The 26,598-nt window shown below is 45.2% G+C and carries 27 protein-coding genes; 21 read left to right on the top strand and 6 right to left on the bottom strand.

Annotation, left to right across the window (positions count from 1 at the left end):
* Positions 1-7 precede the first annotated feature (7 nt).
* From mlaD to murA, 5 genes are read left to right on the top strand one after another with little or no spacing between them, the layout of a single operon-like run.
* Complete coding sequence (mlaD, locus tag L5M17_RS08605) at positions 8-481, top strand: outer membrane lipid asymmetry maintenance protein MlaD (RefSeq protein WP_028759401.1); 474 nt, start codon at positions 8-10, stop codon at positions 479-481.
* Between the two features lie 11 nt (positions 482-492).
* A complete protein-coding gene (locus L5M17_RS08610) occupies positions 493-1,155 on the top strand; it encodes a phospholipid-binding protein MlaC (protein WP_105251397.1) in 663 nt (220 codons plus the stop codon).
* A complete protein-coding gene (locus L5M17_RS08615) occupies positions 1,152-1,436 on the top strand; it encodes a lipid asymmetry maintenance protein MlaB (protein ID WP_105251398.1) in 285 nt (94 codons plus the stop codon). The genes L5M17_RS08610 and L5M17_RS08615 overlap by 4 nt, the downstream gene beginning before the upstream one ends.
* Positions 1,437-1,455: 19 nt before the next feature.
* On the top strand, positions 1,456-1,713 hold the full coding sequence (locus L5M17_RS08620) for a BolA family protein (protein WP_006086065.1): 258 nt from the start codon (positions 1,456-1,458) through the stop codon (positions 1,711-1,713).
* 9 nt (positions 1,714-1,722) lie between these two features.
* A complete protein-coding gene (murA, locus tag L5M17_RS08625; RefSeq protein ID WP_105251399.1) occupies positions 1,723-2,982 on the top strand; it encodes a UDP-N-acetylglucosamine 1-carboxyvinyltransferase in 1,260 nt (419 codons plus the stop codon).
* 98 nt (positions 2,983-3,080) lie between these two features.
* Here murA and degS read toward each other — a convergent pair whose 3' ends face one another.
* Both degS and degQ read right to left on the bottom strand, forming a co-directional pair.
* A complete protein-coding gene (gene degS / locus L5M17_RS08630) occupies positions 3,081-4,163 on the bottom strand; it encodes an outer membrane-stress sensor serine endopeptidase DegS (protein WP_263146696.1) in 1,083 nt (360 codons plus the stop codon).
* A gap of 115 nt (positions 4,164-4,278) precedes the next feature.
* Positions 4,279-5,631, bottom strand: a complete 1,353-nt coding sequence (degQ, locus tag L5M17_RS08635) for a Do family serine endopeptidase DegQ (protein ID WP_131524126.1) — start codon at positions 5,629-5,631, stop codon at positions 4,279-4,281.
* Between the two features lie 412 nt (positions 5,632-6,043).
* On the opposite strand from degQ, the gene zapE reads away from it, so the two are divergent.
* The 8 genes from zapE (at position 6,044) to rlmB (ending at position 13,950) form a co-directional block, all read left to right on the top strand.
* Positions 6,044-7,156, top strand: a complete 1,113-nt coding sequence (gene zapE, locus L5M17_RS08640) for a cell division protein ZapE (RefSeq protein ID WP_263146699.1) — start codon at positions 6,044-6,046, stop codon at positions 7,154-7,156.
* Between the two features lie 290 nt (positions 7,157-7,446).
* Positions 7,447-7,875: a 50S ribosomal protein L13 gene (rplM, locus tag L5M17_RS08645; RefSeq protein WP_105251403.1), complete on the top strand. Its 429-nt coding sequence runs from the start codon at positions 7,447-7,449 to the stop codon at positions 7,873-7,875.
* A 14-nt stretch (positions 7,876-7,889) separates the two neighbouring features.
* Positions 7,890-8,282, top strand: a complete 393-nt coding sequence (gene rpsI, locus L5M17_RS08650) for a 30S ribosomal protein S9 (RefSeq protein WP_006083052.1) — start codon at positions 7,890-7,892, stop codon at positions 8,280-8,282.
* A gap of 138 nt (positions 8,283-8,420) precedes the next feature.
* Positions 8,421-8,609 carry a DUF2065 domain-containing protein gene (locus L5M17_RS08655; protein ID WP_198573776.1) on the top strand — a complete coding sequence of 63 codons (189 nt, stop codon included), beginning with the start codon at positions 8,421-8,423 and terminating at the stop codon, positions 8,607-8,609.
* A gap of 72 nt (positions 8,610-8,681) precedes the next feature.
* Positions 8,682-9,977 carry an adenylosuccinate synthase gene (locus L5M17_RS08660; RefSeq protein WP_028759421.1) on the top strand — a complete coding sequence of 432 codons (1,296 nt, stop codon included), beginning with the start codon at positions 8,682-8,684 and terminating at the stop codon, positions 9,975-9,977.
* Between the two features lie 112 nt (positions 9,978-10,089).
* Positions 10,090-10,746: a flagellar protein MotX gene (gene motX, locus L5M17_RS08665; RefSeq protein ID WP_113939975.1), complete on the top strand. Its 657-nt coding sequence runs from the start codon at positions 10,090-10,092 to the stop codon at positions 10,744-10,746.
* A gap of 39 nt (positions 10,747-10,785) precedes the next feature.
* A complete protein-coding gene (gene rnr / locus L5M17_RS08670) occupies positions 10,786-13,209 on the top strand; it encodes a ribonuclease R (protein WP_263146702.1) in 2,424 nt (807 codons plus the stop codon).
* A complete protein-coding gene (gene rlmB / locus L5M17_RS08675) occupies positions 13,210-13,950 on the top strand; it encodes a 23S rRNA (guanosine(2251)-2'-O)-methyltransferase RlmB (RefSeq protein WP_028759536.1) in 741 nt (246 codons plus the stop codon). It abuts the gene before it with no gap.
* A 146-nt stretch (positions 13,951-14,096) separates the two neighbouring features.
* On the opposite strand, the gene L5M17_RS08680 is transcribed toward rlmB, so the two are convergent.
* Together L5M17_RS08680 and L5M17_RS08685 are read right to left on the bottom strand one after the other, a co-directional pair.
* Positions 14,097-15,539 (bottom strand): MFS transporter, encoded by a 1,443-nt coding sequence (locus L5M17_RS08680; protein WP_198573779.1) that lies wholly within the window; start codon positions 15,537-15,539, stop codon positions 14,097-14,099.
* Positions 15,540-15,781: 242 nt separating this feature from the next.
* Complete coding sequence (locus tag L5M17_RS08685) at positions 15,782-16,525, bottom strand: YdiY family protein (RefSeq protein WP_168825486.1); 744 nt, start codon at positions 16,523-16,525, stop codon at positions 15,782-15,784.
* A gap of 213 nt (positions 16,526-16,738) precedes the next feature.
* Between L5M17_RS08685 and rpsF the strand changes: the two genes are divergently transcribed.
* The 4 genes from rpsF to rplI are packed head-to-tail and all read left to right on the top strand — an operon-like array spanning position 16,739 to position 18,177.
* Complete coding sequence (gene rpsF, locus L5M17_RS08690; RefSeq protein WP_105251410.1) at positions 16,739-17,134, top strand: 30S ribosomal protein S6; 396 nt, start codon at positions 16,739-16,741, stop codon at positions 17,132-17,134.
* 8 nt (positions 17,135-17,142) lie between these two features.
* Positions 17,143-17,448 carry a primosomal replication protein N gene (priB, locus tag L5M17_RS08695; protein WP_105251411.1) on the top strand — a complete coding sequence of 102 codons (306 nt, stop codon included), beginning with the start codon at positions 17,143-17,145 and terminating at the stop codon, positions 17,446-17,448.
* A 12-nt stretch (positions 17,449-17,460) separates the two neighbouring features.
* Entirely contained in the window at positions 17,461-17,688 is a 228-nt protein-coding gene (rpsR, locus tag L5M17_RS08700; protein WP_006083042.1) for a 30S ribosomal protein S18, read from the top strand.
* A 36-nt stretch (positions 17,689-17,724) separates the two neighbouring features.
* On the top strand, positions 17,725-18,177 hold the full coding sequence (gene rplI, locus L5M17_RS08705) for a 50S ribosomal protein L9 (RefSeq protein ID WP_113939970.1): 453 nt from the start codon (positions 17,725-17,727) through the stop codon (positions 18,175-18,177).
* Between the two features lie 244 nt (positions 18,178-18,421).
* On the opposite strand, the gene L5M17_RS08710 is transcribed toward rplI, so the two are convergent.
* Positions 18,422-20,620: a S46 family peptidase gene (locus L5M17_RS08710; protein ID WP_263146705.1), complete on the bottom strand. Its 2,199-nt coding sequence runs from the start codon at positions 20,618-20,620 to the stop codon at positions 18,422-18,424.
* Between the two features lie 125 nt (positions 20,621-20,745).
* Between L5M17_RS08710 and dnaB the strand changes: the two genes are divergently transcribed.
* Both dnaB and alr read left to right on the top strand, forming a co-directional pair.
* Complete coding sequence (gene dnaB, locus L5M17_RS08715) at positions 20,746-22,152, top strand: replicative DNA helicase (protein WP_105251415.1); 1,407 nt, start codon at positions 20,746-20,748, stop codon at positions 22,150-22,152.
* 102 nt (positions 22,153-22,254) lie between these two features.
* Positions 22,255-23,331 carry an alanine racemase gene (gene alr / locus L5M17_RS08720; RefSeq protein WP_263146709.1) on the top strand — a complete coding sequence of 359 codons (1,077 nt, stop codon included), beginning with the start codon at positions 22,255-22,257 and terminating at the stop codon, positions 23,329-23,331.
* A gap of 424 nt (positions 23,332-23,755) precedes the next feature.
* On the opposite strand, the gene L5M17_RS08725 is transcribed toward alr, so the two are convergent.
* Positions 23,756-24,220: a chemotaxis protein CheX gene (locus L5M17_RS08725; RefSeq protein ID WP_105251417.1), complete on the bottom strand. Its 465-nt coding sequence runs from the start codon at positions 24,218-24,220 to the stop codon at positions 23,756-23,758.
* Positions 24,221-24,954: 734 nt separating this feature from the next.
* Here L5M17_RS08725 and dusA point away from each other — a divergent pair.
* Entirely contained in the window at positions 24,955-25,974 is a 1,020-nt protein-coding gene (dusA, locus tag L5M17_RS08730; protein ID WP_263146710.1) for a tRNA dihydrouridine(20/20a) synthase DusA, read from the top strand.
* A gap of 209 nt (positions 25,975-26,183) precedes the next feature.
* A complete protein-coding gene (locus L5M17_RS08735; protein WP_263146713.1) occupies positions 26,184-26,474 on the top strand; it encodes a hypothetical protein in 291 nt (96 codons plus the stop codon).
* Positions 26,475-26,598 lie beyond the last annotated feature (124 nt).

A 26,598-nucleotide genomic window follows, 5' to 3' on the forward strand; every position in this document is an offset into this window, starting at 1 on the left:
GCTGAACATGTTGACACGAAAAATTGAATTATTAGTGGGTGTGTTTCTTTTAACAGGATTGGCCGCTTTTTTGGTCTTAGTCTTTAACGTCGCCAATATTGAAGTGAAAAGCAGCGATAGCACTTATACCATACAAGCCAATTTTACCAACATTGGTGGTTTGAAGGTGCGTTCGCCAGTCAAGGTTGGCGGTGTTGTCGTTGGCCGAGTGAGCAGCATAGATTTAGACCCAGTTAAGTTAGTGGCTGTGGTCACATTAGTGATGGACAAGCGTTACGATAAATTCCCTGAAACCAGTAGTTTAGCCATTTTGACTTCGGGTTTGTTGGGCGAACAATTCTTAGGGTTAACACCGGGTTTTGTCGACGATGATGTCAGTATGCTGAAAGACGGCGATAAGATTGACGACACTCGCTCGGCATTAGTGTTGGAGGAGCTGATTGGTCAGTTCTTATATAGTATGGGTTCGAAGGATAAATAGGGGTTACCGCTATGTTTAAAAACTTATCTCGTTTTTTATTGCCGTTAGTGATGGTTTTAGGGGCAACGAGCGCAGTCGCCGCTGATGTGGTTGTCGATACGACAGATCCGTATGCCATGGTGAAAGCCGTTGCCAATAAAACCTTCGATCGTTTTCACAAAGATAAAGCATTAATCGACGCAAATTCAGACCATTTAAAGGTGATTGTTCGTGAAGAACTCATGCCTTATGTCGATTATAAATACGCTTCTTATAAGGTATTAGGCCAATATCTTAAGGATTCAACCGAAGAGCAACGCAATCGTTTCGTCAATGCTTTTGAAGGTTATTTAATCTCTACTTATGCTCAAGCCTTTACTGAATATACTAATCAAAAAGTGGAATTCTCACCTGGGATTGATTTCAGCAAAGAGAAAATGGTCGATGTAAACGTGCAGATCATCGAAGCCGGTCGCCCACCGATTAAACTATTGTTTAAGGCGCGCCGTTTAAAGGATGACTCGTGGAAGGCATTTGATTTAGTTGCCGAAGGTGTGAGCTTACTGTCTTCTAAGCAGTCGGAAATCTCTAATCTAATTCGCCAACAGGGTATCGATCCCGTGATTAAGATGCTCGAAGATCGCACTAAAGAGAAAGTGGTCATGAAGGCTAAGTCTGGGAAGTCACAGTCGTGATTGAATTTGTGCAACAGGGGACAGTTTGTCATCTCAAAGGGCGCATAACCCAAGCCGATGTCATTACACTTTGGCCACAGCGGCAACAACTGCTAAATGAGTCAACCCAGATATTGTCTCTGTCTGGGCTCGAATACAGTGATAGCGCTGGCATGGCATTTTTGCTGGCGTTAGTGCGTGAACATCGCAGCCAACTTGTATTGAGTTCTGCTTCACCACAACTTAAAAAACTAATTGATTTATATGATTTAGATGCCTTCTTTACCGAAGAAGCGCATTGAGAATAGGGTAATAGATTTCATGGAATGCAGCTTAATCGAACAGATTTTACGTGATGCGTTAGGGCTTGAAGAAGTTCACGCTAGCTCGGATGGTAGCCATTATAAAGTGATCGCCGTAGGTGAATGCTTCGATGGTATGAGCCGAGTCAAACAGCAACAAGCCATTTATGCACCGTTGACGGCACACATTGCCAGCGGTGAATTACATGCATTAACGATCAAAACTTTCACGCCGACTCAATGGAAACGCGAAAAAGTTTTCAACATGCCTAGCTAGTGAGGAAAAGTGGATAAACTAACAATTCAGGCAAGCCCCCCGCTTGCCGGTGATGTGATTATTTCAGGTGCTAAAAATGCAGCTTTGCCTATTCTGATGGCGGGTGTATTGGCTGAAACCGATTTTGTGGTTTCTAACGTGCCCAATCTGCGTGATGTGAGTACGAGCTGTAAATTATTACGCTGTCTCGGCGCTGAAGTGACTGAACTCGGTGACGGACAGATCCGCATTTCTACCACTAATCTGAATGAGTTTTGCGCTCCCTATGATCTAGTGAAAACCATGCGTGCTTCTATCTTGATCTTAGGGCCGTTATTGGCTCGTTATGGTACGGCTGACGTGTCATTGCCTGGCGGCTGTGCCATTGGCGCAAGACCAGTGAACTTGCACTTACATGGCCTCGAAATGATGGGCGCCAAGATTGAAGTGAAAGAAGGTTATATCAAGGCCCGTGTCGATGGTCGTCTTAAAGGCGCACATATCTTTATGGACATGGTGAGTGTTGGTGCGACCGAAAACTTACTGATGGCCGCAGCGTTAGCCGATGGCGAAACCGTGATTGAAAACGCGGCCCGTGAACCTGAAGTGATCGATCTCGCTAATTGCTTAATTGCCATGGGTGCAAAAATCACTGGTGTAGGCAGTGCGACACTGCGTATCCAAGGGGTTGAGCGTTTACAGGGCTGCAATTACCGAGTTATGCCAGATCGTATCGAAACCGGTTCCTTCCTCGTTGCTGCCGCGGTGACCCGTGGTCGTATTCGTTGTTTAAAAGCCGATCCTGCTTCACTGGAGTCGGTTATCGCAAAACTTGAAGATGCAGGCGCGACGATTACTACGGGCGAAGATTGGATTGAGCTCGATATGCAGGGTAAACGTCCGAAGGCGGTGAATATCAAGACGGCACCTTATCCTGGTTTCCCAACCGATATGCAGGCGCAGTTTTGTGTGCTCAATGCCTTAGCACAAGGTACGGCAACCATAACTGAGACTATCTTCGAAAATCGTTTTATGCATGTGCCTGAACTTATCCGTATGGGCGCTACCATGGAGCTTGAAGGCAACACCTGCATCATTCAAGGGATTGAATCTTTAAGTGGTGCTCAGGTCATGGCGACGGATTTACGTGCGTCAGCGAGTCTAGTGATTGCTGGCTTAGTGGCCGATGGTAAGACGATTGTCGATCGTATCTATCACTTAGATCGTGGCTATGAGCATATTGAGAATAAGTTTCAAGGTTTAGGCGCACAGGTTGTGCGTATTCAGTGATCTGTTACTGATTTAAGCTAATTTTGAATCATTAAAAAAACCAGCTAAAAGCTGGTTTTTTGTTTTCTGCCTTTGAGCGCGTAATACTGAGTGACACTCTAGTTATCGATCACAACCTTCTCATCGATAATCACAGGCAACTCTTGTTGTTTACCTTGGCGTATCACAGTCATCATCACTTTCTTACCCGGTGTGGTTTCAGCGATGCGGTCCATTAGCATTTCAACGCCTGGCACATCTTCACCATCGTATTTAATAATCACATCCCTTGGCATTAGCAGGGCTCGGGCCGCAGGGCCATTAGGATCGACACCCGTAACGAGCACACCTTTGAGATCGGGTAGATTAAGGATTTGTGCCACGACAGGATTAATCGGCTCGCCAGAAATTCCTAAAGCGCCACGGATCACGCGACCATTTTTAATCAACTTACCCATGATGCTGTGGGCTAATTTAATCGGGATAGCGAAGTTAATCCCGTGGCCGCCGCCTTCTTCACCCACTTGGAATGCTGCGGTATTGATACCGATAAGGCTGCCGTTAGTGTCAATGAGTGCGCCACCCGAGTTACCCGCATTAATCGCTGCATCGGTTTGTAGGAAGTCTAAGTAACCTGAACTTAAGCCGTTACGCCCCGTGGCACTGATGATGCCTTGGGTAATGGTCTGGCCTAAATTGTAGGGATTACCAATAGCGAGTACGACATCACCGACTTGAGGCGGACTGTCGAGATTAACGGGGACAATCGGTAAGTTATCGCCTTCAATTTTAAGTACCGATAAATCGGTTTCAGGATCGAAGCCAACCACTTCAGAGGTAAATTTGCGTCCATCTTGCAGGGCGACAACAATCTCATCGGCTTTCTTAATGACATGATAATTAGTGAGAATATAACCTTCTTTACTCATTATCACCCCAGAACCTAGACCTTGAAGTGAGCCTGAATTAAGCGGCCGATTCTGATCTATGCTGAGGCTATAAATATTCACAACGGCAGGAGCTGCACGGCGTACCGCCTTGGCAAAGGATAGCTCGACTGTGTTGTTGGCACGGGTTTGTAGCAGACTACTACCGAGGGATTGGTTATCGATATAACGTGTCACCAATAAAAACATGGCCGCCATGATAAGGCCGAAAAGGGTGGCTTTACCGAGATATAACAGAGTGTCTTTTATAGTCATGGCAGGATGGATCTAGAAAAAGGTGAGTTAGATTAACATGTTTAATCGATGTAAGCATAGGGAACCTAAGCTCCCTATGCTCATCTATGGCAGAAAAAATGGCCTATTTTGTCGATTAACGTAGGACTAAATACAACATGCTCTTATCACGCATTATCTTCAGTGCCACGGCACCTTCTTGATCTTTAAGTTGTGCTTTAAGTGTCTTAAGATCTTTAATCGCAGTACGGTTAATACCGACAATCACATCTCCTTTTTGTAAGCCACTCATGGCCGCGGGTGAGCCTTGTGCGACATCGGTAATTTCAATGCCCTTAGATGAGTTTTCTAAGGACGCGCCTTGCAGCATAGGATGCACGGCACCAGCCGCTGTTTCACTGGTTTGGCTCGCTTCACCTAAGGTCACTTTAACTGTTTTCTTATCACCGTCACGGATGAGTCCTAACTCAACGTTAGCACCTGCACCCATAGTGGCGACTTTAGCCCGCAGTTCTTGGAATGACTTAATACCACGGCCATCAACGCTGATGATAATATCACCTGCTTTTATACCGGCCTTCTCTGCGGCACTGCCCTTGGCTACTTCATTCACGAAGCCGCCGTGTTGAGTGTCTAAACCGAAACCTTGGGCGAGTTGGCTATCGAGATCACGTCCCGAAATACCTAATACACCGCGGCGTACTTCTCCGTGTTCGGCAATTTGTGCCACGAGGTTTTTCACCATATTAGCAGGGATGGCAAAGCCAATACCGACGTTACCGCCGCCCGGTGCTACGATTGCGGTGTTAATCCCAATTAACTCGCCGTTAAGATTGACGAGTGCGCCACCCGAGTTACCACTGTTAATCGCGGCATCGGTTTGAATAAAGTTTTCCAGCATTTCAATGCCTAAGCCGCTACGGCCTAAAGCACTAACAATGCCCGAGGTGACGGTTTGACCTAAACCGAAGGGATTACCAATGGCAACGGCAAAGTCACCTACGCGTAAATCATCGGAATCAGAGGATTTGATTGCGATGAGATTTTTCGCTTCAATTTGCAATAATGCGATATCTGACTCTGAGTCAGTACCAATCAGTTTTGCTTTTACTTCACGGCCATCGTGAAGACCAACTTGAATATCATCAGCACCGTCAATCACATGGTTGTTCGTGACGATATAGCCTTTTTCTGCGTCAATAATGACGCCTGAGCCTAAGCCTCTAAAAGGACGCTCTTGCACTTGCTCTTGTGGTGCATTAGGGCCGAAAAAGTAACGGAAAACATCAGGTACTCTTTGCTTAGAAACATGAGTCCCCGTTACCGCTACTGATACGACTGCGGGCGTCGTACGCTCAAGCATAGGCGCAAGACTTGGAATGGATTGTCCCTCAACCGTCTGTGGAATGGCGGCCTGTGAGACGACAGGCATTATAGTCAGGGTCGCGGCTAACATTGCGGCTGAAAGTACAGATAATTTTGTTTTCATCTATTCATAACTCCAAATAAGGGTTGAAAGATCTGGATGTAATGCATCAGCAATCGTGCGAGTGCCAGATCAAATCTGTATCGGTACCGGCTATTTGCCTAGGTAATCACTCTGACTCGCACCTTATTGAAAAAGTTCATTATATTAATAAATGTTAATTTTTTTAGCCTATTTTTTCGGCTGTTTCATACTTGTTTCTGAACATAAATCTGTGGGCGATATTAGGATTTTTCAAGCCCTAATATAAGCAGATTTTGCCGATTAAAATGACCTACAGCATAGAGGCTTATTAGACGTTTGTATGCAGTTTAGCGTTAAGGTAAAAGTCGTATTCTGCATTAATATATCCTGCGTCATATTGGCCGTGCTAATATCGTCACAGTTTTAATAAAGGACATAAGAGAATTTAAACGTGCCTCAGTTAAGCCCTTGGCAGCATTATCAAAAAGATCTTACTCGTGATGGTTTTTCCCATGATCCGGCTCAAGAAATTGCCGTTAAGGCGTTACAACGCGTCTATGAAGACTTAACTACGGCAGAAGAGCCGAGTTCTATTGTGGGGAAATTGTTTAGCGCATTAGGCTTAACATCGGCACCAGCATCACCTAAAGGCCTGTATCTTTGGGGCGGAGTAGGACGCGGTAAAACTTACCTGATGGATACTTTTTTTGATGCCTTGCCTGGTGAACAAAAATTGCGGGCTCACTTCCATCGCTTTATGCATCAATTGCATTTAGATTTGGACGAGTTAAAAGGCGTTCGCGATCCTTTGTTGGTGATTGCGAAAAAGATGGCTGCAAAATATCGCGTTATCTGTTTCGATGAATTCTTTGTCTCTGATATTACCGATGCCATGCTATTAGGTACGCTGTTTCAAGCGTTATTTAAAGAAGGCGTTGTACTGGTTGCAACTTCGAATATTATCCCCGACGACTTATATAAAAATGGCTTACAGCGCGCACGTTTCTTACCTGCGATAGCCTTAATTAATCAACATTGTGAAGTACTCAATGTGGATTCTGGCATTGACTATCGATTGCGTACCCTTGAGCAAGCAGAGATTTATCATCATCCGTTAGATGCACAAGCTGATGCCAATCTGATACGTTATTTTAGTCAGTTAGCGCCTGAGTCTGAGGTGCTTACTGGTGACATCGAAATAGAAGGCCGCAGTATTAGTATTCGACAGCAGGCGCAGGGCGTATTGTTGGCCGATTTTAGAGCGCTCTGTGATGGTCCACGAAGCCAGCGTGATTACATGGAACTTGCGCGGATTTATCACACTGTCCTCGTGAGTGGCATAGAACAAATGGGCGCCTTTTTGACAGGCGATGACATCGCAAGACGTTTTTTAGCTATGGTCGACGAATTTTACGAGCGCAATGTAAAGCTGATTGTATCGGCTCAAGTGCCACTCGAAGATATTTATGCCGATGGTTTGCTTAACTTCGAATTTAGGCGTTGCCGTTCACGCTTAATTGAGATGCAATCCCACGATTATTTAAAAACCGAACACCTGCCGTAACCCAGTAGTGTAAGAGTTTTGCATTAGCTGCAGCCTTAAATCACCAGAGGCTTGTTAATCCTTAGGATGACAAGTCCGATTGGTCGATATTTTATAATTTTTATCAAAATATCAGGTGATTTTTAACTCAGCTTTGTCTATACTCCGCCACCTGCCCACGTTACTCCGCCAATTGGGCGGAAGTTGTAAGCCGAAGTCGGTGCTCGAAGGGGTACTAAAAGGCAATTTTGTGTTGTTTGCAAATGCAGACAGCATGTGAGACAGAAAATTAACTTTGGGTTTTTGTAATAATGAAGACTTTTACTGCTACACCAGAAACTGTAACTCGTGACTGGTTCGTCGTCGACGCAGACGGCAAAACTTTAGGTCGTATCGCTACTGAAATCGCTGTCCGTTTACGCGGTAAGCATAAGCCAGAATACACTCCACACGTTGATACCGGTGATTACATCATCGTTGTTAATGCTGAAAAAGTGACTGTTACTGGTAACAAAGCGAAAGGCAAAACGTACTACTCGCATTCAGGCTTCCCTGGTGGCATTAAGCAAATCAGCTTTGAAAAGCTGCAAGCGCAAAAGCCAGAAATGATCATCGAGAAAGCAGTTAAGGGTATGTTACCAAAAGGTCCTCTGGGCCGTGCCATGTTCCGTAAACTGAAAGTTTACGCTGGCGCAGAACATAACCACACTGCACAACAACCTCAAGTTCTTGATATCTAAACGGGATTAAGCAAATGGCTGCAACTCAGTACTACGGCACTGGCCGTCGCAAAACCTCTACAGCTCGCGTTTTCGCTAAAGCAGGTAGTGGCAACATCGTTGTAAATCAACGTCCTTTGGATCAGTATTTTGGTCGTGAAACTGCTCGTATGGTTGTTCGTCAACCTTTAGAGTTAGTTGAAATGACTGACAAGCTGGACATCTATGTAACTGTTAAAGGCGGTGGTATCACTGGCCAAGCAGGCGCAATCCGTCACGGTATTACCCGTGCTCTGATGCAATTAGATGAAGCACTGCGTCCATCTCTACGTTCTGCTGGTTTCGTTACCCGTGACGCTCGTAAAGTTGAGCGTAAGAAAGTGGGTCTACGTAAAGCACGTCGTAAGCCACAATTCTCTAAGCGTTAATTCGTTTTTGGAATATCAAAAAACCCAGCCTATGCTGGGTTTTTTATTGGCTAAAAATTGACGGTATAAGAAAACTCTTTGGTTGGAGTATGCTGATATACAATAAATTTATATTAAGCGAGTGAGTTTGAGGTAAGCATGACTTTTCAAATTTTTATGCTAGCAGTGGCACTTGTGTTGGTTTTGGAAGGCCTTGGGCCATTATTATTCCCAAATAAATGGCGTCGTTATTTAAATGAACTCTCCCATCAAAATCAGCAAGTTATCCAGCGACTTGGTGGGGCATTAGTCACGGCTGGAGTCGTTCTTTGGGTTATTTTTGCATGAAAAATAGCCTGCTTGCCCTTATTAACTAAGATCTGTTAAAATTCTTTTTTAACCGCAACCTTGCAGCAAATAATGGGCAAAAACGTAGTTGTTCTCGGCACCCAATGGGGTGACGAAGGAAAAGGTAAGATTGTCGACCTTCTAACAGAACAGGCAAAATATGTAGTGCGCTATCAAGGCGGCCACAATGCTGGTCATACCTTGGTTATCGACGGTGAAAAAACCGTTCTTCATCTGATCCCATCGGGTATCCTGCGCGATAATGTGAAATGCATTATTGGCAACGGTGTGGTGCTTGCACCTGACGCCCTGATGAAAGAGATCAACATGCTGAAAGATCGTGGAGTTCCTGTTGAGGAACGTCTGTTGATCTCTGAAGCGTGTCCGCTGATCCTTCCCTTCCATTGTGCCCTTGATATTGCCCGTGAAAAAGCGCGCGGTAATAAAGCTATTGGTACAACTGGCCGTGGTATTGGACCTGCGTATGAAGACAAGATCTCTCGTCGCGGTCTGCGAGTAGGCGACCTGTTCAATGCTGAACTGTTTGCTGAAAAGCTGAAAGAAGTTATGAAATACCATAACTTTATGCTGACAGAGTACTATCAAGTCGAAGCGGTTGATTACGAGCAAACGCTAGCAGATGCGTTGGCTATGGCCGATTATCTGAAGAGCATGTGTGTTGATGTGACTGAACTATTGGATACTGCGCGTAAAGCCGGTGAGCCAATTCTGTTCGAAGGCGCTCAAGGTACATTACTCGACATCGACCACGGAACATACCCATTTGTAACCTCTTCAAATACCACTGCCGGTGGTGTTGCGACGGGTTCAGGTTTTGGTCCGCGTCACTTAGACTATGTCTTAGGTATCATGAAGGCTTACACCACTCGCGTAGGTGCAGGTCCATTCCCAACTGAACTATTATGTGAAGTCGGCGATCATTTAGGTACTAAAGGTCATGAGTTTGGTGCAACAACGGGTCGTAAGCGTCGTCCAGGTTGGTTGGATGCTGTAGCAATGCGCCGCGCAGTTCAAATCAACAGTGTTAGCGGCTTCTGCTTGACTAAGTTAGATGTACTTGATGGTCTGAAAGAAGTGAAGATTTGTGTCGGTTATCAGAATCCTGATGGCACTATCTCTAAAGTCACTCCGCTTGCCGCTGAAGGTTATGAACTGGTTACGCCGGTTTATGAAACTATGCCGGGTTGGAGCGAGTCGACTTTTGGCGCGACATCAATTGAGCAACTGCCTCAAGCAGCGATCAATTATATCAAGCGTCTTGAAGAGTTATTAGAAACACCTATCGACATTATCTCTACGGGTCCTGATCGTAACGAAACCATGATTTTGGTTAATCCGTTCAATTAAGATCTGTTAAGGCCGTGTTTCACGGCCTTTTTCTCTGCTTCTTTATGCCTTTCTCTGTTTCATTCTGCGGTTAGAAATTCAGCTCAAGCTCAAGAAATAGGTTATACTGCCGATGCAAGTATTCATCCTACTGTCATTGAGAGTCGTTATGCTACGTACAGCACTCGTTGCGCTACTGCCTTTAGTATCTTCAATGTGCTTTGCTGAAACGCAGGCGGTGGATATTTATAGTCAAGATCAATTGCTTGATTTGATCCGTAGCAATCAATACTTAGCGAAAGTGAAACGTGATGATTGCCAGTTAGTCCAAGACATTGAGGCGCGAGCCCAAGTCTTAAAACAGCCTTTATATCAATTTCTTTGGGGCGAAATGCTCAATCATGGAACGTGTGTGAAGGCTAACCCTGTGAAGGGTATTGCTTTGTTACGTGACTCGGCCGAACAAGGTAGCTCAGAAGCGATGTTAAAGCTTGCCGAGTATTATCAGAGTGGGAAATTTGTCATCCGCAATAAAGACAGAGCAGTGCATTATTTACTGCCTGCGGCTGCAAGTGGCAGTTTATCCGCTCGTATGATGTTAGTTCGTTTATTCGGTGAAGGTTATGGTAGTCCTAGGGATTACGAGATGGCCTATCACTGGTTATATAACGATGTATTTGCGGACGAGGCGACTAAGAATAAAGCCTTGTCTTTACTGCAGGTGTTAGCAGCTAAAATGCCCCCCAGTGCAGTGGCGCGGGCCCAGCAAGAACAGTTGCGAACCCGTTAAGTGGTCTCTTAATCTAGAGACACATTATTTGGATATTGAATGATCAAAGACCCTCATTTTGAGCGTGAACAGGATAAGTACGAAAACCCTATCCCAAGCCGTGAGTATATTCTCGATTACTTACGTTCTCAAAAATCACCTATCACTCGTGACAGCATTGCCGCGGCGTTAAACATCCAAGAGGAAGAACAACTTGAGGCCTTGCGCCGTCGCCTACGTGCGATGGAACGCGATGGCGAACTGGTGTTCACTCGTGGGCAGAGCTATGGCTTACCCGAGAAAATGGATCTGATCCCCGGCACTGTGCTCGGACACAGAGAAGGCTTCGGCTTTTTCAAACCCGATGAAGGCGGTGATGACTTATTTATTTCGAACCGCGACATGCTGATGTATTTCCACGGTGATAAAGTGCTGGCGCAAAAAGCGGGCACAGATCGTCGTGGCCGTCGCGAAGCGCGTTTGGTTCGTCTGATCCAGCCGCGAAGTGCCGCGATTGTTGGCCGTTATCATGTCGATAGCGGTATGGCATTTGTCATTGCCGATGATAAGCGTATTACCCAAGAAATTTTAGTCGCGAATGAAGATCGCAATGGCGCCCGTCAAGGTGATGTGGTTGTGGTTGAATTAACGCGTCGCCCAGGCCGTTTTGTTAAGGCTGCGGGTAAAGTGACTGAAGTGCTCGGTAAGCAAATGGCGCCGGGTATGGAAATCGAAATTGCCCTGCGTAATTATGATTTACCCCATACTTGGTCACCTGTGATTGAGAAGAAACTGCGCCGTATTCCCGATGAAGTAACCGACGCCGATAAAGTCGGTCGTGTGGATTTACGTCATCTGCCATTAGTGACTATCGACGGTGAAGACGCCCGCGATTTTGACGATGCTGTGTACGCGGAGAAAAAAGCCGGTGGCGGCTGGCGTTTATGGGTTGCGATTGCGGACGTTAGTTACTATGTGCGCACCGATTCCGCCTTAGATACCGAAGCGCGTGCCCGTGGTAACTCAGTGTATTTCCCGTCGCAAGTGATCCCTATGCTGCCGGAGAAAATCTCTAACGGCCTATGTTCGCTTAATCCCCACGTCGACCGTTTATGTATGGTCGCCGAGATGACCGTATCTGCTAAAGGTAAGTTATCAGGTTATAAGTTTTATCCGGCTGTGATGTATTCCCATGCCCGTTTCACTTATACCCAAGTGGCGGAGATGTTAGAAGGCGGCCCGATTGCGCCTGAGCATGAAGCCTTGTTCCCGCATCTACAGTGTTTACAGTCATTGTATTTAGCGCTCGATGAGCAAAGAGCCGAGCGTGGTGCGATTGCGTTTGAGACCATGGAAACACAGTTCATTTTCAATGAGCAGCGTAAGATTGATAAAATCGTTCCGCGTGGCCGTAATCAAGCCCATAAAATCATTGAAGAATGCATGATTTTAGCCAACGTTTCTGCGGCTAAATTTGTGAAGAAACACAAAGGCGAAGTCTTGTATCGCGTACATGAAGCGCCATCTGAGCAAAAGCTAGCGAACTTTAAAGAGTTCCTTGCTGAGCGTGGCTTGACTATGACTGGTGGTCTTGAGCCAACGCCGTCCGATTATCAGAACGTAATGCTGCAAATTGCCGACCGTCCCGATGCTGAACTTATCCAAGTGATGTTGCTGCGCTCTATGCGTCAGGCAATTTACACTCCGGATAACGAAGGTCACTTCGGTTTAGCCTTAGAAGAATATGCGCATTTTACCTCGCCCATTCGCCGCTATCCGGATTTAGTGTTACATCGTGTGATCCGTTATTTACTGGCGAAGGAAAGAGGCGAAGCCACTGAGAAGTGGACGCAGGATGGTGGCTATCACTATCAGCTCGATGAGCTCGACCAATTAGGCGAAGAGTGTTCGACCACAGAACGTCGTGCCGATGAAGCGACTCGCGATGTTAGCGATTGGCTCAAGTGCGAGTTTATGCAAGATCACGTCGGCGATACCTTTGAAGCTGTGATTGCCTCAGTGACCAGTTTTGGTTTGTTTGTGCGCTTAAATGAACTGTTTATCGATGGCTTAGTGCATATCTCAAGTCTTGGTAGCGATTACTACCAATTCGACCCTATGCGTCAACGTCTTATCGGTGAGCACACAGGTCAAGTTTATCAAGTCGGCGATCCTGTGACGGTTAAGGTTGCTGCAGTCAACTTAGATGACAGACAGATTGATTTGGTTATGCTGGGTGATGACGGCAAAGGTGGTAAGCGTAATGCATCTGCCAGTCGTGATAAGCCGATGACAGCCCGTGAGCGCGTTAATCGTGAAGGCGCTAAGCAAGGTAAAGCAGGCAAAACCGCGGTATCTAGCGCCAAGGCTGAAACAGGCAAAACCAAACCTAAGGCCAAAGCTGGCACTAAAGCTAAAAAAGCAGCAGTAAAAGATCCGGCTAAAAAGCCAAAAGCCGCTAAGCGGAGCACGAGAAAGAAATAAATGAAAAAACAAGATATTATTTTTGGGATCCACGCAGTTGAAGCCCTGTTAAAACACAGCCCTGAGCGCATTATTGAGTTGTGGCTGTTACAAGGTCGTGACGATGAGCGCTTAACTGTGCTGGCCGATCAGGCCAAAGCCTTTGGCACGACGATTCAAGTCGCTTCTCGTAAAGCCTTAGATGACAAAGCGGAAAGCAGCCAACATCAAGGCATAGTCGCGCGCGTTAAAGCGGCGAAAGTATTGAATGAGCAAGATTTAGATGTGCTGCTTGCTAACACTGAGCAAGCATTCCTGTTGATCTTGGATGGTGTGACGGATCCCCATAACTTAGGCGCTTGCCTACGTAATGCCGATGCGGCTGGCGTACAAGGTATTATCGTGCCTAAAGACAATTCAGTTGGCTTAACTGCGACTGTGAGTAAAGTGGCATGTGGCGCTGCGGAAACAGTACCTTTATTCCAAGTGACTAATCTTGCGCGCACTATGCGTCACCTGCAGGATAAAGGTGTGTGGATTGTGGGCACTGCGGGCGAGGCAGATTGCGAGCTTTATCAAGCGGATCTCAAGGGATCATTGGCGATTGCTATGGGAGCTGAAGACAAAGGCTTACGCCGATTAAGCCGTGAGTCTTGCGATTCACTGATCTCTATCCCTATGGCCGGTAGTGTGTCTAGCTTGAACGTATCGGTTGCAACGGGTATTTGCCTATTTGAAGCAGTGCGTCAGCGCCGCAGCTAATACACTCACGTTTGCCTGATTTCGAACATGAGGTATCAGGCTTGCAGTAACGACTTGTTGCAGTAACTATCTGTTTTAGTTAGAGCTTACAGAAATAAAAAGGCCGATTAACTTTAAACAGTTAATCGGCCTTTTTATTGGCCTTTTTATGTCAGCGCTTTGTCTAGGTTGATCTGATGGCTATCGGCGTCATCCGTTTGAACGGCTTCAGGCTCTGCTTGCTCGATATCGAAACTGAAGGCGAGTTGCTCCTCATCACTGTCATTTGCGTCGATAATATCGTCATCGACACCATCAGCCCCTAAATCATATTCCGCTTCATCTAGGTTAGCACTGGGTGTCATATGTTCTTGAATCGATTCGACATCAACTCGTGGATCCAGCGCTGCCGCCAGTGGTGACGAGACTAAGTCACCCGTCGCCATTATGTAGTCTTGGGTGACATTGGTTTCGACTTTTTGCTGTGAATGTACATAACGTAAACGCACAAAGAGTATTAAGGTACAGGCTGACATAAAGCCATATAACATGTTATTGCCAAACCATTGCATTAATGTCGATGCGATAAGCGGACCGATACTGGCGCCTAAGCCGAAGGTTAATAATATTGTTGCTGATAAGCCTACCCGCTCATTTTGCTCTACTCGAGAGTTGGCAAGCGCTGTGGCGAGCGGATAGAAAGTGAAACCTAAAATACCAAATAGGAAAGTCATCACCAGTGAAATCACCGGATGATAGGGGGTTAAGGCGATAGCTAAGGCTAAGATACCGAGCAATATACAGTTGATACGGATAAGGCGACTGCGGGACATAATGTCGGACAATTTTCCCATTGGCCATTGTGCCAGTAATCCCGCTAAAATCGTTGCCGTCATATACGTGGCGACTTTTTCAGGTGGTAAACCTAAGTTACTGGCGTAGGCGGGAGCGAGACCATAAAACGAACCCACTATCATGCTACCAATCGCGATTGTCGTGAGTGCTTGTGGCGCTTTTTTCCAGTAATAGGCAATTTTGAGTGGGGCAGGAACTAAGGGCGCAGGGTGAAGACGACGCGTGAGTGAAATCGGTACGATACAGAGTGAAAAACAAATTGCGATAAGCAGTAGTGGCTCTAGTCCTAATTCGGGGAAAATACTGATCGCACCTTGGCCCAAGATTAAGCCGAAGTAAGATACGATCATATAACTGGCAAACACTGTGCCCCTTTGATTACTTTCAGCTTGTTCGTTAAGCCAACTTTCTAACACCATGTATTGGCACATCATTCCCATGCCGACTACGAGTCTGAGGAGCAGCCAAACCGCTAGCTCATCCACGAGTGCATGGCCTAATGCCGATGCAGCGACTATGCCTGCACTGGCGACAAAGGCGCGGATATGACCCACTTGAGCGATAAGTCGATGACCAATCTTAGAGCCAGCCACTAGGCCAACATAGTAGGCCGACATCATGCCGCCAATCCATATTTGTGGCACATTCATCACTGAGAGCCTGAGCCCAAGATAGGTGGTAAGCAAGCCGCCGGCTAATACCATTAATAACGTGGTGCTATATAAAGAGGCGAAAGTGCGCAGCGGATTAGTCATATACAACTCCGAAAACACAAACTAGATTGATAATGAGGAGTGAGTATATCAGGGGTTAGTGTTTATGTTGTGTTGCAAATTGTTGGTAAATCTTGATTAATTGCGCATTTCTGCTCAAAAAATCACTGAATTATGTCGGAACAACTCAAGGGGATGCTTGTAAAGCATTCACATAGACGCCAGCCGAGTAGGCTATTAGCGTCATCTTACTCTATGTATTTCGTCGTATTTTTTAAAAAGAGTTATCTAAAAGTGTAAAGCAAGTTGAAGGTGGTGATGGTATCCATGGGTTGGCTGCCTTCTGGTACCACTTCAGTGTATTTGATGTTCATACCGATCTTAAATGCCCAATCTTGGAACACCAGATTTTTATAGTTCATATCTAAGGTGAGGGTGTTGTTGTTCTCGCCCACTTCCGCGGTGAGATCGGCATTGAGACTGCTGTATTCCTGTAGTTTTTGAGAGAATTTGGCAGCGGTACGAAGAATGACATCTTTTTCGGCATCAGGGCTGGGGATGGTTACCGACTCTGCAGGTAAGTTATATCGATAACCTGGGCCGAACTCGAGACTGAGTTTTGTTTTATAACTACTGATAGCATTGAAACCGTAACCACTCGAAAGCGTTGATATTTGCGTGTAACTACCGAATTGATCCCAAGTAAAATCACCACGTCCGAAGACATAACCCTTAGTCAGTTTATAGTTCGATTGTAACTGTAGCTCATATTTTTCGGAGGTTGTTTGACTTTTTTCTGAGGCAAAATAGGCTTTTAGTGTGGCTTCTTGCTTGGTTTGCTTTGTATCGTAAATCAGTTGGGTTCGACCATTAAAACTGCTGGATTCGGTATTGCCTGTGTTCAGTTGCAAGCCAGCTTCGATTTCCGCGGTAAAATCGCTGGGCGGTTCCTGATAATCAGGTGGAACAAGCGCAAGCGCTGGAAATGAAAGGAAAAACAAACTGATTGGCGCAATAACTTTTAGCATTATGTTTTATTCTTGGTTAGCTGATTTCAGACGTCCGAATGTAGGCGAACCGCCATCATACCTGTATTGATTGGCGAGGCAAAGTTATTGCTTGAGTTTCTGGCTTGCTTTCTGTACTATCTCGCGCTCAAATCAGTCACTATTTTTCGTTCCTTGCCTCCATTTGGTCTGACTGAGCCAATACCGAGGCTACATAACCGTAAGGAGCAATAAATGCGTCATTACGAAATCGTATTTATGGTTCACCCAGATCAAAGTGAACAAGTACCAGGTATGATTGAGCGTTACACAGGTGTTATCACCGAAGCTAACGGTACAATCCACCGTTTAGAAGATTGGGGCCGTCGTCAACTGGCTTACCCAATCCTTGACCTGCATAAAGCTCACTACGTTCTGATGAACGTTGAAGCTAAAGCAGAGACGATCGAAGAGCTAGAAACAGCTTTCCGTTTCAACGACGCAGTTCTGCGTAACATGGTAATGCGTACTAAAGTTGCCGTTACTGAAGCATCTCCAATGGCTAGAGCTAGAGATGAGCGCGATTCACGTCGTGGCCCAGCTGGCGAACGCTCATATGATGAAGCTCACGCTGAAGAAATCGCTGAGTAAGGTAATCTGTGACCACCAATAACTTGGTGTTGTCAGGAACGATAACTCGTTCAAGACGCTTTAAAAGCCCAGCTGGTATTGCACACAGTGTGATTATGTTGGAACACAAATCGCAGCGTTATGAAGCCGAAATGCTCCGCAACGTCTACGTACAAATTCAAGTGATATTGAGTGGCCCACGCTTTGAAAGCGTCGCAGAAGATCTGAAAGCAGGTGTGGAAGTACAAGTGCAGGGCTTTATGACGCTTCAACAGGGGCGTAATGGTCAGAACCGCTTAGTCATCCATGCCGAAAATGTCGAATTGAAAACTTAGGAGACTGTCAACATGGCACGTTATTTCCGTCGTCGCAAGTTCTGCCGTTTCACCGCTGAAGGTGTTGCAGAAATTGATTACAAAGATATCGTTACTTTAAAGAACTACATCACTGAAAGCGGCAAGATTGTTCCTAGCCGTATCACTGGTACTAGTGCTAAATATCAGCGCCAACTAGCTCGCGCTATCAAGCGTGCTCGTTATCTTTCTCTACTGCCATATACTGATTTACATCAGTAATTGCAGTATTCCTAATCGAATATAGAGGATTTGATAATGAACGTTATTCTGCTTGATAAAATCGCTAACCTAGGCAACTTGGGTGACCAAGTTACTGTTAAAGCTGGTTACGCTCGTAACTACCTTTTGCCACAAGGTAAAGCTGTTGTTGCTAACGAAAGCAACGTTAAAGTATTTGAAGCTCGTCGCGCTGAATTAGAAGCTAAATTAGCTGCTGAATTAGCTGCTGCTAACCTACGTGCTGAGAAAATCACTGCACTGGAAGCTGTTGTTATTGCTTCTAAAGCGGGTGATGAAGGCAAACTGTTTGGTTCAGTTGGCAACCGTGACATCGCTGATGCAGTGACTGCTGCTGGTGTTGAGCTGGCTAAATCAGAAGTTCGTTTACCATTAGGCGCTCTGCGTACTACTGGCGACTTTGAAGTTGAAGTTCAGTTACACACTGAAGTTAAAGCTGTTGTTAAAGTTTCTATCGTTGCAGAAGCTTAATTACTCCTTGCTTTAATCTTAAGAGAAACACCGCTTCGGCGGTGTTTTTTTATAGCTGAAATTTAGGTTTTGATATCGGCTCTGCGATGGATTTAAGCGATAGGTGATACGCGCCTACTCATTCAATCTCATCATCCCAAAGTGTATTCGCTGCTAAAAATACGAGCCCAAATAAAAGCCGCTTACTGCATAACAGTGAGCGGCTTTTGACTAGATGGGTTAAATCCGTGTTTGGCTCAGAGTATTAATTTCTCACTAAATCCAATTCTTGGATTAAGTTATCGGCATGATCCACTTCATCCATCATCCACAGGATATAGCGAATATCCACGTGCACTGCACGGGTGATGGTTGGGTTGAAGAACCAATCTTTAGTGATAGCTTCATAGGTTGAGTCGAAGTTAAGGCCCACTAACTCACCTTTTCCGTTGAAGACTGGTGAGCCGGAGTTACCACCTGTGGTGTCCACACTCGATAAGAAGTTAACAGGTACTGAGTTAAATTCTTCTGGTTTATCTAAACAAGAGAAGAGTCTGCAAATCCAGCCGCGGGGATCTTGATAAACCGACTTCACCAGATGATCGCCAAAACGTTGTTCGCTAATCGCATCGAGGAGTTTTTTCGGCGCATTATAGGGCTCAACGCCTGTGTGTTTTGCGACTATGCCATCAAGACGAGTAAACGGCTGTTTATAGAGCGCATCACGTGATTGATAACCATCAACCATGCCATAGCTGATCCGTAGCGTACCGTTGGCGTCAGGATAGACTGGCCAGTTGTTTGCTTTGTAGTATTCGATTACGGCCGCCATATAATCAGGGCGAGCACTAGACAGCTTGCCGTCTAAGATTTTTTCTGACTTTTCCTGTGCCATATTCGTGTCGTAAAGTGCTACGGCTAAACGAATAAAGGGATCGGCACTGGTTTCGAAAGCGCTAGCATCGGCATTCATCCACGCGAGGCGCTTAGCTTGGTCTGTGAGCGTAGTGAGTGTGTACAAACCATCGAGTTTAGCTGCGAGATCGGCATCTTTAGTGTTCACACTTAGCATTTCATCGAGTGCTGCTACGCGATTTGATTGGCTAAGGTAAGCATTTAAATCCTGTAGCCACAAAGTCTTATCAACAGTGACATCAAAACTTGAATCGATACGTTTAAGACGTGAGCTTAGCATAGCAATATCACGTTCTTGGTAGCCTTGCTCACGCTCGGCATCGGGCTTTTGTTTTTCTTTAGCAAGACGGTAGAGGCTGTTTGCTGCGGTTAACAATGTGCTCGATTGGGCATTGGTAAAGTAGTAATTACTTTGGAATGCTTGTTGTTGCTCGGCGAGTAACACTTCTAACTCAGCAATGAGATTTTGATTTAGCTTAGGGTTTTGTTTAAGCCAAGCTAAAAAATTATCTTCACGGCTTTGCTTAATGCCAATGATATCCGTTGCTTTAAAACCCGCTAATAGGCCGTTGAGTTTCTTCATCCGGTTGGCCATTGAGGCCATATTACCTGCGTACTTAATAGCGATATCGGCATCTTTTTGTCCCATAGCCTCGATAGTATCAATCTGTAATTGATAACGCTTAGCTTGGGTTGGGTACAACCAATCACTGGCAAATTTAAGTTCACTGGTCAGGTTGTAACGGCTAGTCGTGCCTGGGTAACCCGCCACAAACACGCCATCACCGGCTTTTACGCCATCGGCATTGACCTTAAGGTAGCTCTTTGGTTGGTAAGGAATGTTATTGTCGCTATACGCGGCGGGTTTGCCATCTTTTCCGACGTAAGCTCGTAGGAAGGCAAAATCACCCGAATGGCGTGGATATTCATAGTTATCAATATCGCCACCATAGCCCCCAACACTTTCAGGTGGTGCGTAGACTAAGCGCACATCGCGGATCATCAATTGCTTGATTAAGTAGTATTCTAAGCCGTTATGGAAACTGCGCACATTACAACGATAGTTAGCATCGGCTTCACAGCTTTTGATGAGCGCTTTACTGTGATTTTGAATGTCTTCGTAACGACTTAGCGGGTCTTGGCTGAGGTCTTTATTGATTTGCGCGGTGACATTGGTCACTGCTTCTGTGATGTATAAACGTTCGTTAGGACCGGCAGAGGGTTCCTTGTCCATCGATGTTGCTAAAAAGCCTTGTTCTAGGTAGTTATGCTCTTGCTTAGTGTTATATTGTATCGCCTTGTAGGCACAATGGTGGTTTGTCACAACTAGCCCTTGGGGGGAGACAAAACTGGCGGTACAATAGCCCAGCCCAACCACAGCGTTCATTGGATAACTTGTCAGATCGGCCAGTTTTTCTGCCGGAATATCGATTCCGCGTTCACTGAGTTTGTCTGCAATTGAAGGCATTTGATAAGGTTGCCATTGTCCTTCGTCGGCAGTTGCTATGCCGGATGTCAGTACTAAGGCCGCAACCAATGCAATACGCATGTTCTTTCCTTATTGATTGTTAGAGTGTCCGTTGGAATGAAATAACAGGCGAGTGTAAACATCCTGTTTGCTTGACGCGGGTTTTATATCATATTTTGTTAAGTTGTTGGAAATCGGGAGCGTTAATGTCACAACAAGGTGCTTTTAAGCCTAAAAGTAAGCCAAGAGATTTGCAGCTTGATGGACTCAAGCTGCCACCGCATTCAATTGAGGCTGAACAATCGGTATTAGGCGGCTTGATGTTAGATGCCGAAGCGTGGGACAGGGTCGCAGAGGCTGTAGTAAAAGAGGATTTTTACTCTCGCTCACATAAGATGATCTTTTCTGCCATGCACAGATTGGTCGATTTAGGGCAACCGATCGATTTGATCACGGTTTCTGAACAGCTCGAAGTTGAGAACCAATTAGAAGATGCCGGTGGTTTTGCCTACTTAGGTGAGATTGCGAAAAATACCCCAAGTGCGGGTAATATTTTATCTTACGCTGAAATCGTCCGTGAGCGGGCCGTGGTCCGTGATATGATCCGCGTCGCACATGAGATTGCCGATGCGGGCTATAACCCAGAAGGTCGGGACTCGGGTGAATTACTCGACCTTGCTGAGAGTAAAGTCTTTAAGATCGCCGAGATGCGAACCAATGCTAATGAAGGTCCCGAAGGCATTAAAACCATTCTGGAAAAAACCGTCGATAAGATTGAACAGCTTTACAATAACCCCCATAACGGTGTGACTGGAGTATCGAGTGGCTTTAACGATTTGGATAAGATGACCGCTGGCTTCCAGTCCGGTGACTTGATTATCGTTGCGGCGCGTCCTTCTATGGGTAAAACCACCTTTGCGATGAACTTGTGCGAACAGGCCGCAATGAATGAAGATAAACCCGTACTTATTTTCAGTCTCGAGATGCCGTCAGAACAGATTATGATGCGTATGTTGGCCTCCTTGGGCCGCGTCGATCAAACTAAGATCCGTACTGGTCAACTCGATGACGAGGATTGGGCGCGGGTTTCATCGACCATGGGTATCATGCTCGAGCAAGGCAAAATGTATATTGATGATGGTTCGGGATTAACCCCGACAGAAGTTCGCAGCCGCGCGCGTCGTATCGCCCGTGAGTACGGTGGTTTATCTATGATCATGATAGATTACCTGCAGTTAATGCAGGTGCCCGCCTTAAAAGATAACCGTACCTTAGAAATTTCTGAAATTTCACGCTCGCTGAAAGCATTAGCCAAAGAGTTGGAAATCCCGATTATTGCCCTGTCGCAGCTTAACCGCTCGCTCGAACAAAGGGCCGATAAACGTCCTGTTAACTCGGATTTACGTGAATCAGGCGCTATCGAGCAAGATGCGGATCTCATCATGTTTATTTATCGCGATGAAGTGTATAACAACGATTCTCAAGATAAAGGCACGGCAGAAATCATCATTGGTAAGCAACGTAACGGCCCCATTGGTCGGGTGCGGCTCACTTTCCAAGGGCAATTTTCGCGTTTCGATAATTATGCTGGGCCGCAGTTTGAAGAAGATTAATTGACGTTTAAAAACAGTCAGTTTGCGTTTGCAGAAGATGAGCTGTATTGATGTATTTTTTATATCCGTGACTTTTTATTTCCTGAGTAAACAAGGTAAATTTTGAACCCTTTTCCCCGTGCAGAAATTAGCAGTAGTGCACTGCAAACCAATCTCGCTGCGTTGCGTCAACAGGCACCAGCGAGTCGTGTGATGGCCGTCGTTAAAGCGAACGGTTATGGTCATGGATTATTGAATGTCGCTAATTGTTTAGTCAGTGCCGATGGCTTTGGCCTAGCACGATTGGATGAGGCCTTAGAATTACGAGCGGGCGGCGTGACAGCGCGTTTGTTATTACTAGAAGGTTTTTTCCGCGCCACCGATCTCCCGTTACTCGTCGGGCATGATATTGACACTGTAGTGCACCACAGCTCTCAGCTTGAGATGTTAGAGCAAACTGTGTTGTCAAAACCTGTCACTGTCTGGCTTAAAGTGGATTCAGGCATGCATCGTTTAGGTTTTACGTCCGAACAATTTTCAACGGTTTACGCAAGGTTAATGGCCTGTCCAAATGTGGCAAAACCGATCCATTTGATGACACATTTTGCCTGTGCGGACGAGCCTGAAAACACCTATACCTCAGTACAGATGGCGGCTTTTAATACGTTAACGGCAGGCTTGCCCGGATTTAGAACCTTAGCAAACTCTGCTGGTGCCTTGTATTGGCCTCAGAGCCAAGGCGATTGGATCCGTCCTGGTATTGCACTCTATGGCGTATCTCCTGTTACTGGTGATTGCGGTGCGAATCACGGGCTAGTTCCTGCGATGGAATTAGTATCACAGTTGATTGCGGTACGGGATCATAAAGCCAATCAGCCAGTCGGCTATGGTTGTTTCTGGACCGCGAAGCAAGATACCCGTTTAGGTGTCGTGGCGATTGGCTATGGTGATGGTTATCCTCGCAATGCACCGGAAGGCACACCCGTGTGGGTCAATGGTCGCCGTGTACCCATAGTCGGCCGTGTTTCTATGGACATGTTGACTGTTGACTTAGGTCAAGGTGCCCAAGATAAAGTAGGAGATAGTGCATTGCTGTGGGGTAAGGCATTACCCGTGGAGGAAGTCGCTGAACATATCGGCACTATCGCTTATGAATTAGTCACTAAGCTTACGCCAAGGGTTGCTGTTTGCTTAGCTTAACCCTGACAAATGGAAGTATTCTGGGACACTTTTTAGCAAGAAAACGGTGATTAAACACCGTTTTCTTTTATGTAAAGTGTCAGGATGAATAATTGCCACTACACGAATGGTTACTGCAAATAACACTATGAATTATAGTTATTTGTTAGCGGGAGAAATGTCGAACCTGTAGGACTGAGATAAGCAAAATAGTGGTTTGCAGTTCACAGTTGGCGACGCAATATGTTTTGGACCTGAGGATGAAGCTGTGCTGAACTGGTGTTAGGCGGCAAAATAGACGATAAAAATACCTCAATTCAGGTTACGGTAAACCAGCCGTTCTGATCTTTGTTATCTGGCTTTAAATAAGCGAATGAAACATAAGATCCAGAGCGACAGGATAGTTAATGTATTTTGAGCTGACTGGCTTGATGCATTTTAGCTGTTAGTTTTCAAAACATATTTCAATATAAGCAGTACCATGCGGGCTTGTAAATGGCATGATAATCTTAGTGCCATTAGCTTTATGGGAAATAGTATGGCCTTTTCCTGATACGACCATAGGAGTGGCCATTTCAAATTCATAGCCTTTTTGACCCAAAAGATTTTTTGCGCCACCAGTCACCATATTCGTAATTTCGCCTACTAAGTCAGTCACTTCCTCGTTAATTTTACCCGGGTTTTCGCCCAGCATATTCTGCATTATCTGCAAAACAAGCTTTTGTTCGAAGGTAATCGACAGTGATCCTTTTGTTTGGGGTCCTACAAGACCGATTAGACCGGACACATCACCCTTAGCTAAGTTATCTACTTTGATTTGGGGTTTGCCCGGCGTCAAATCCATGCTCGCCATCGTAGATATGACATTGAGCAAAGATTGGAGGAAAGGATTAATAAAATTAACGTTCATGCCTAAGTTTGTCCTCTTTTGAGCCTAAACCATGGAGTAATGGCATTGCTTAAGGCTATTAGAAAAGTTGCTTATCGACAGCAATCTTGATCACACTCTATCAGCTTAGATGAGACAGCTATAAATGTGAGGCTAATTTAAAGATATTCTTATCATTTATCTGAGTTATAGGCAGTTAAAGCTCCATATAACCGTGTCCTTTATTGTTTAGACAGTTTTGTATGATGGTTCATAAGTTTGCTTGGAAGACGCTTATCGTCAAATAGCGTTGTTTTACGTCTCATATATACAAAAATGGGCTGCATTAGCCCCATTCATAGTGGCTCATGAGTGCCGATGCTGCAAAGTTTTTTAGCCTTTTTATGGAGTAACTCGACTTTTATTAGTACTTGAACTTGTGAGAAGGCGTTGCTACTCAACTCTCTATCCCATCGCGTCTTACGTAATCCCATTTTATATGGCTATTTTCGGCATTGTGGAGTGCTATCAAAAAGGCGTCTTGGCCTTGAGTGTCTTAGCTGACTTTGTAAAAGTACGATGTTCGCTGTAAACTGTCTCACTTTTTGCTTCACCCTAACGACGCATTTGTAGTGTGTTGTTCAGTACGTGTTTTCAGGTCAATTACTGGGAACACCATCTTGAGCGCTCAATCTTATAATTTGGGATACCTCACAGGATGCCCGGCAATTAGACAAATGCACAAATGTGTAAAAACAGCTTAAAATGTGAGCGTGATGATTCAATCTAAAATGAGTAAAAACCCTGTTATATCAGCTATTCCAATCGTTAGGACCTTTTCCATTGCGCCCATGTTGGACTTGACGGACCGTCATTATCGTTATTTTGCACGTTTGATGTCGGCTAATGCTTTGTTATATACGGAGATGGTGACAACAGGAGCGATATTGCATGGTCGCGGTGATTACTTGGCGTATAACCAAGAAGAACATCCTTTGGCGTTGCAGTTAGGTGGCTCTAATCCCTTAGATTTGGCTCGTTGCGCTAAACTCGCTGCTGAGCGAGGCTACGATGAAGTTAACCTCAATGTGGGTTGTCCTTCCGATCGAGTGCAGAATGGTCGCTTTGGCGCGTGTCTGATGGCGGAACCTGAGTTAGTGGCTGAGTGTGTTGACGCCATGAAACAAGTCGTTGATATTCCTGTGACTGTGAAAACGCGTATCGGAATTGATGAACAAGATAGTTATGCGTTTTTAACCCAGTTTATTGATGTGGTCAGTGCAAAAGGGTGTACGGATTTTACTATCCATGCGCGTAAGGCGTGGCTTCAAGGATTAAGCCCAAAAGAGAATCGCGAGATCCCGCCGCTCGATTATGAGCGTGTGTATCAACTTAAGCGTGATTATCCTGCACTTAATATTGGTATTAATGGCGGCGTAACAACTCTCGAGCAAGCACAAATGCATTTAGTGCAGCTCGATGGAGTAATGATGGGGCGCGAGGCTTATCAGAATCCTTATATTCTGGCGCAGGTGGATCAAATATTGTGTGGCAGTCAAAAAGCAGTGATTAGCCGCGAGGCTGTGATTGAGGCTATGTTGCCTTATATTGAAGCGCATTTGCAGTCTGGTGGGCGACTTAATCATATTACTCGCCATATGATCGGGTTATTCCAAGGCTTACCGGGTGCCCGTGCGTGGCGTCGTTATTTGAGCGAAAATGCCCATAAAAACGGCGCTGGGATAGAAGTGGTAATGCAGGCTTTTCAGAATATTCAGGCTGAAGTTGTAGAGTAATTCCACTCAACTTAAAAGATGGTGAAATTTACTAATTTGAGTAGTATTTTTCACCACTTGTTATTTTCCAATCCATCCCTATATCTCATCTTGTCCACATAAAATTTTTTAAAATGATTAAAATCATAATCTTAAGAATATTTTTATAAGTTGGCACGCAGTTTGTAATACTCCTTTCGTCAAGTTAATTAATCGAAAGGGATGCCATCATGTTTACGTTAACCATTAAAAAATCAGTACAAATGAGTGTGTTATTAGGCGCGTTAGTCGGTAGCGTTGCAGCACACGCAGAAGCCGCACCAATATCAGATGTTGTGGGAACTATTGAGCAAACATTAACTGCGCAGACACAGGAATTGTTCGTCAGTGTAAAGCGTGAATTTGTGATGTCATTGCAAACACAACTGGCTGAAAGTATTTATGACTTCAACAGTCAACTTAGCTTAAACGCTGAAAATAAAGGTGAATCGGCAAGTGCCGATGAATATAGCGCTAAGTAAAGGATCTGCTTATGTGGTTTGTAGCACCTTTGATGACATTGCTACTGTTACCTGTAATTAGTCTTGCGTTGTTTTCAGGCATTATTTGCTGGTTTCAGTGGCATAGTGTTAGTGATAAATAAGT

Source organism: Shewanella sp. SW24 (assembly GCF_025653395.1).
Lineage (GTDB): Bacteria > Pseudomonadota > Gammaproteobacteria > Enterobacterales > Shewanellaceae > Shewanella > Shewanella oncorhynchi.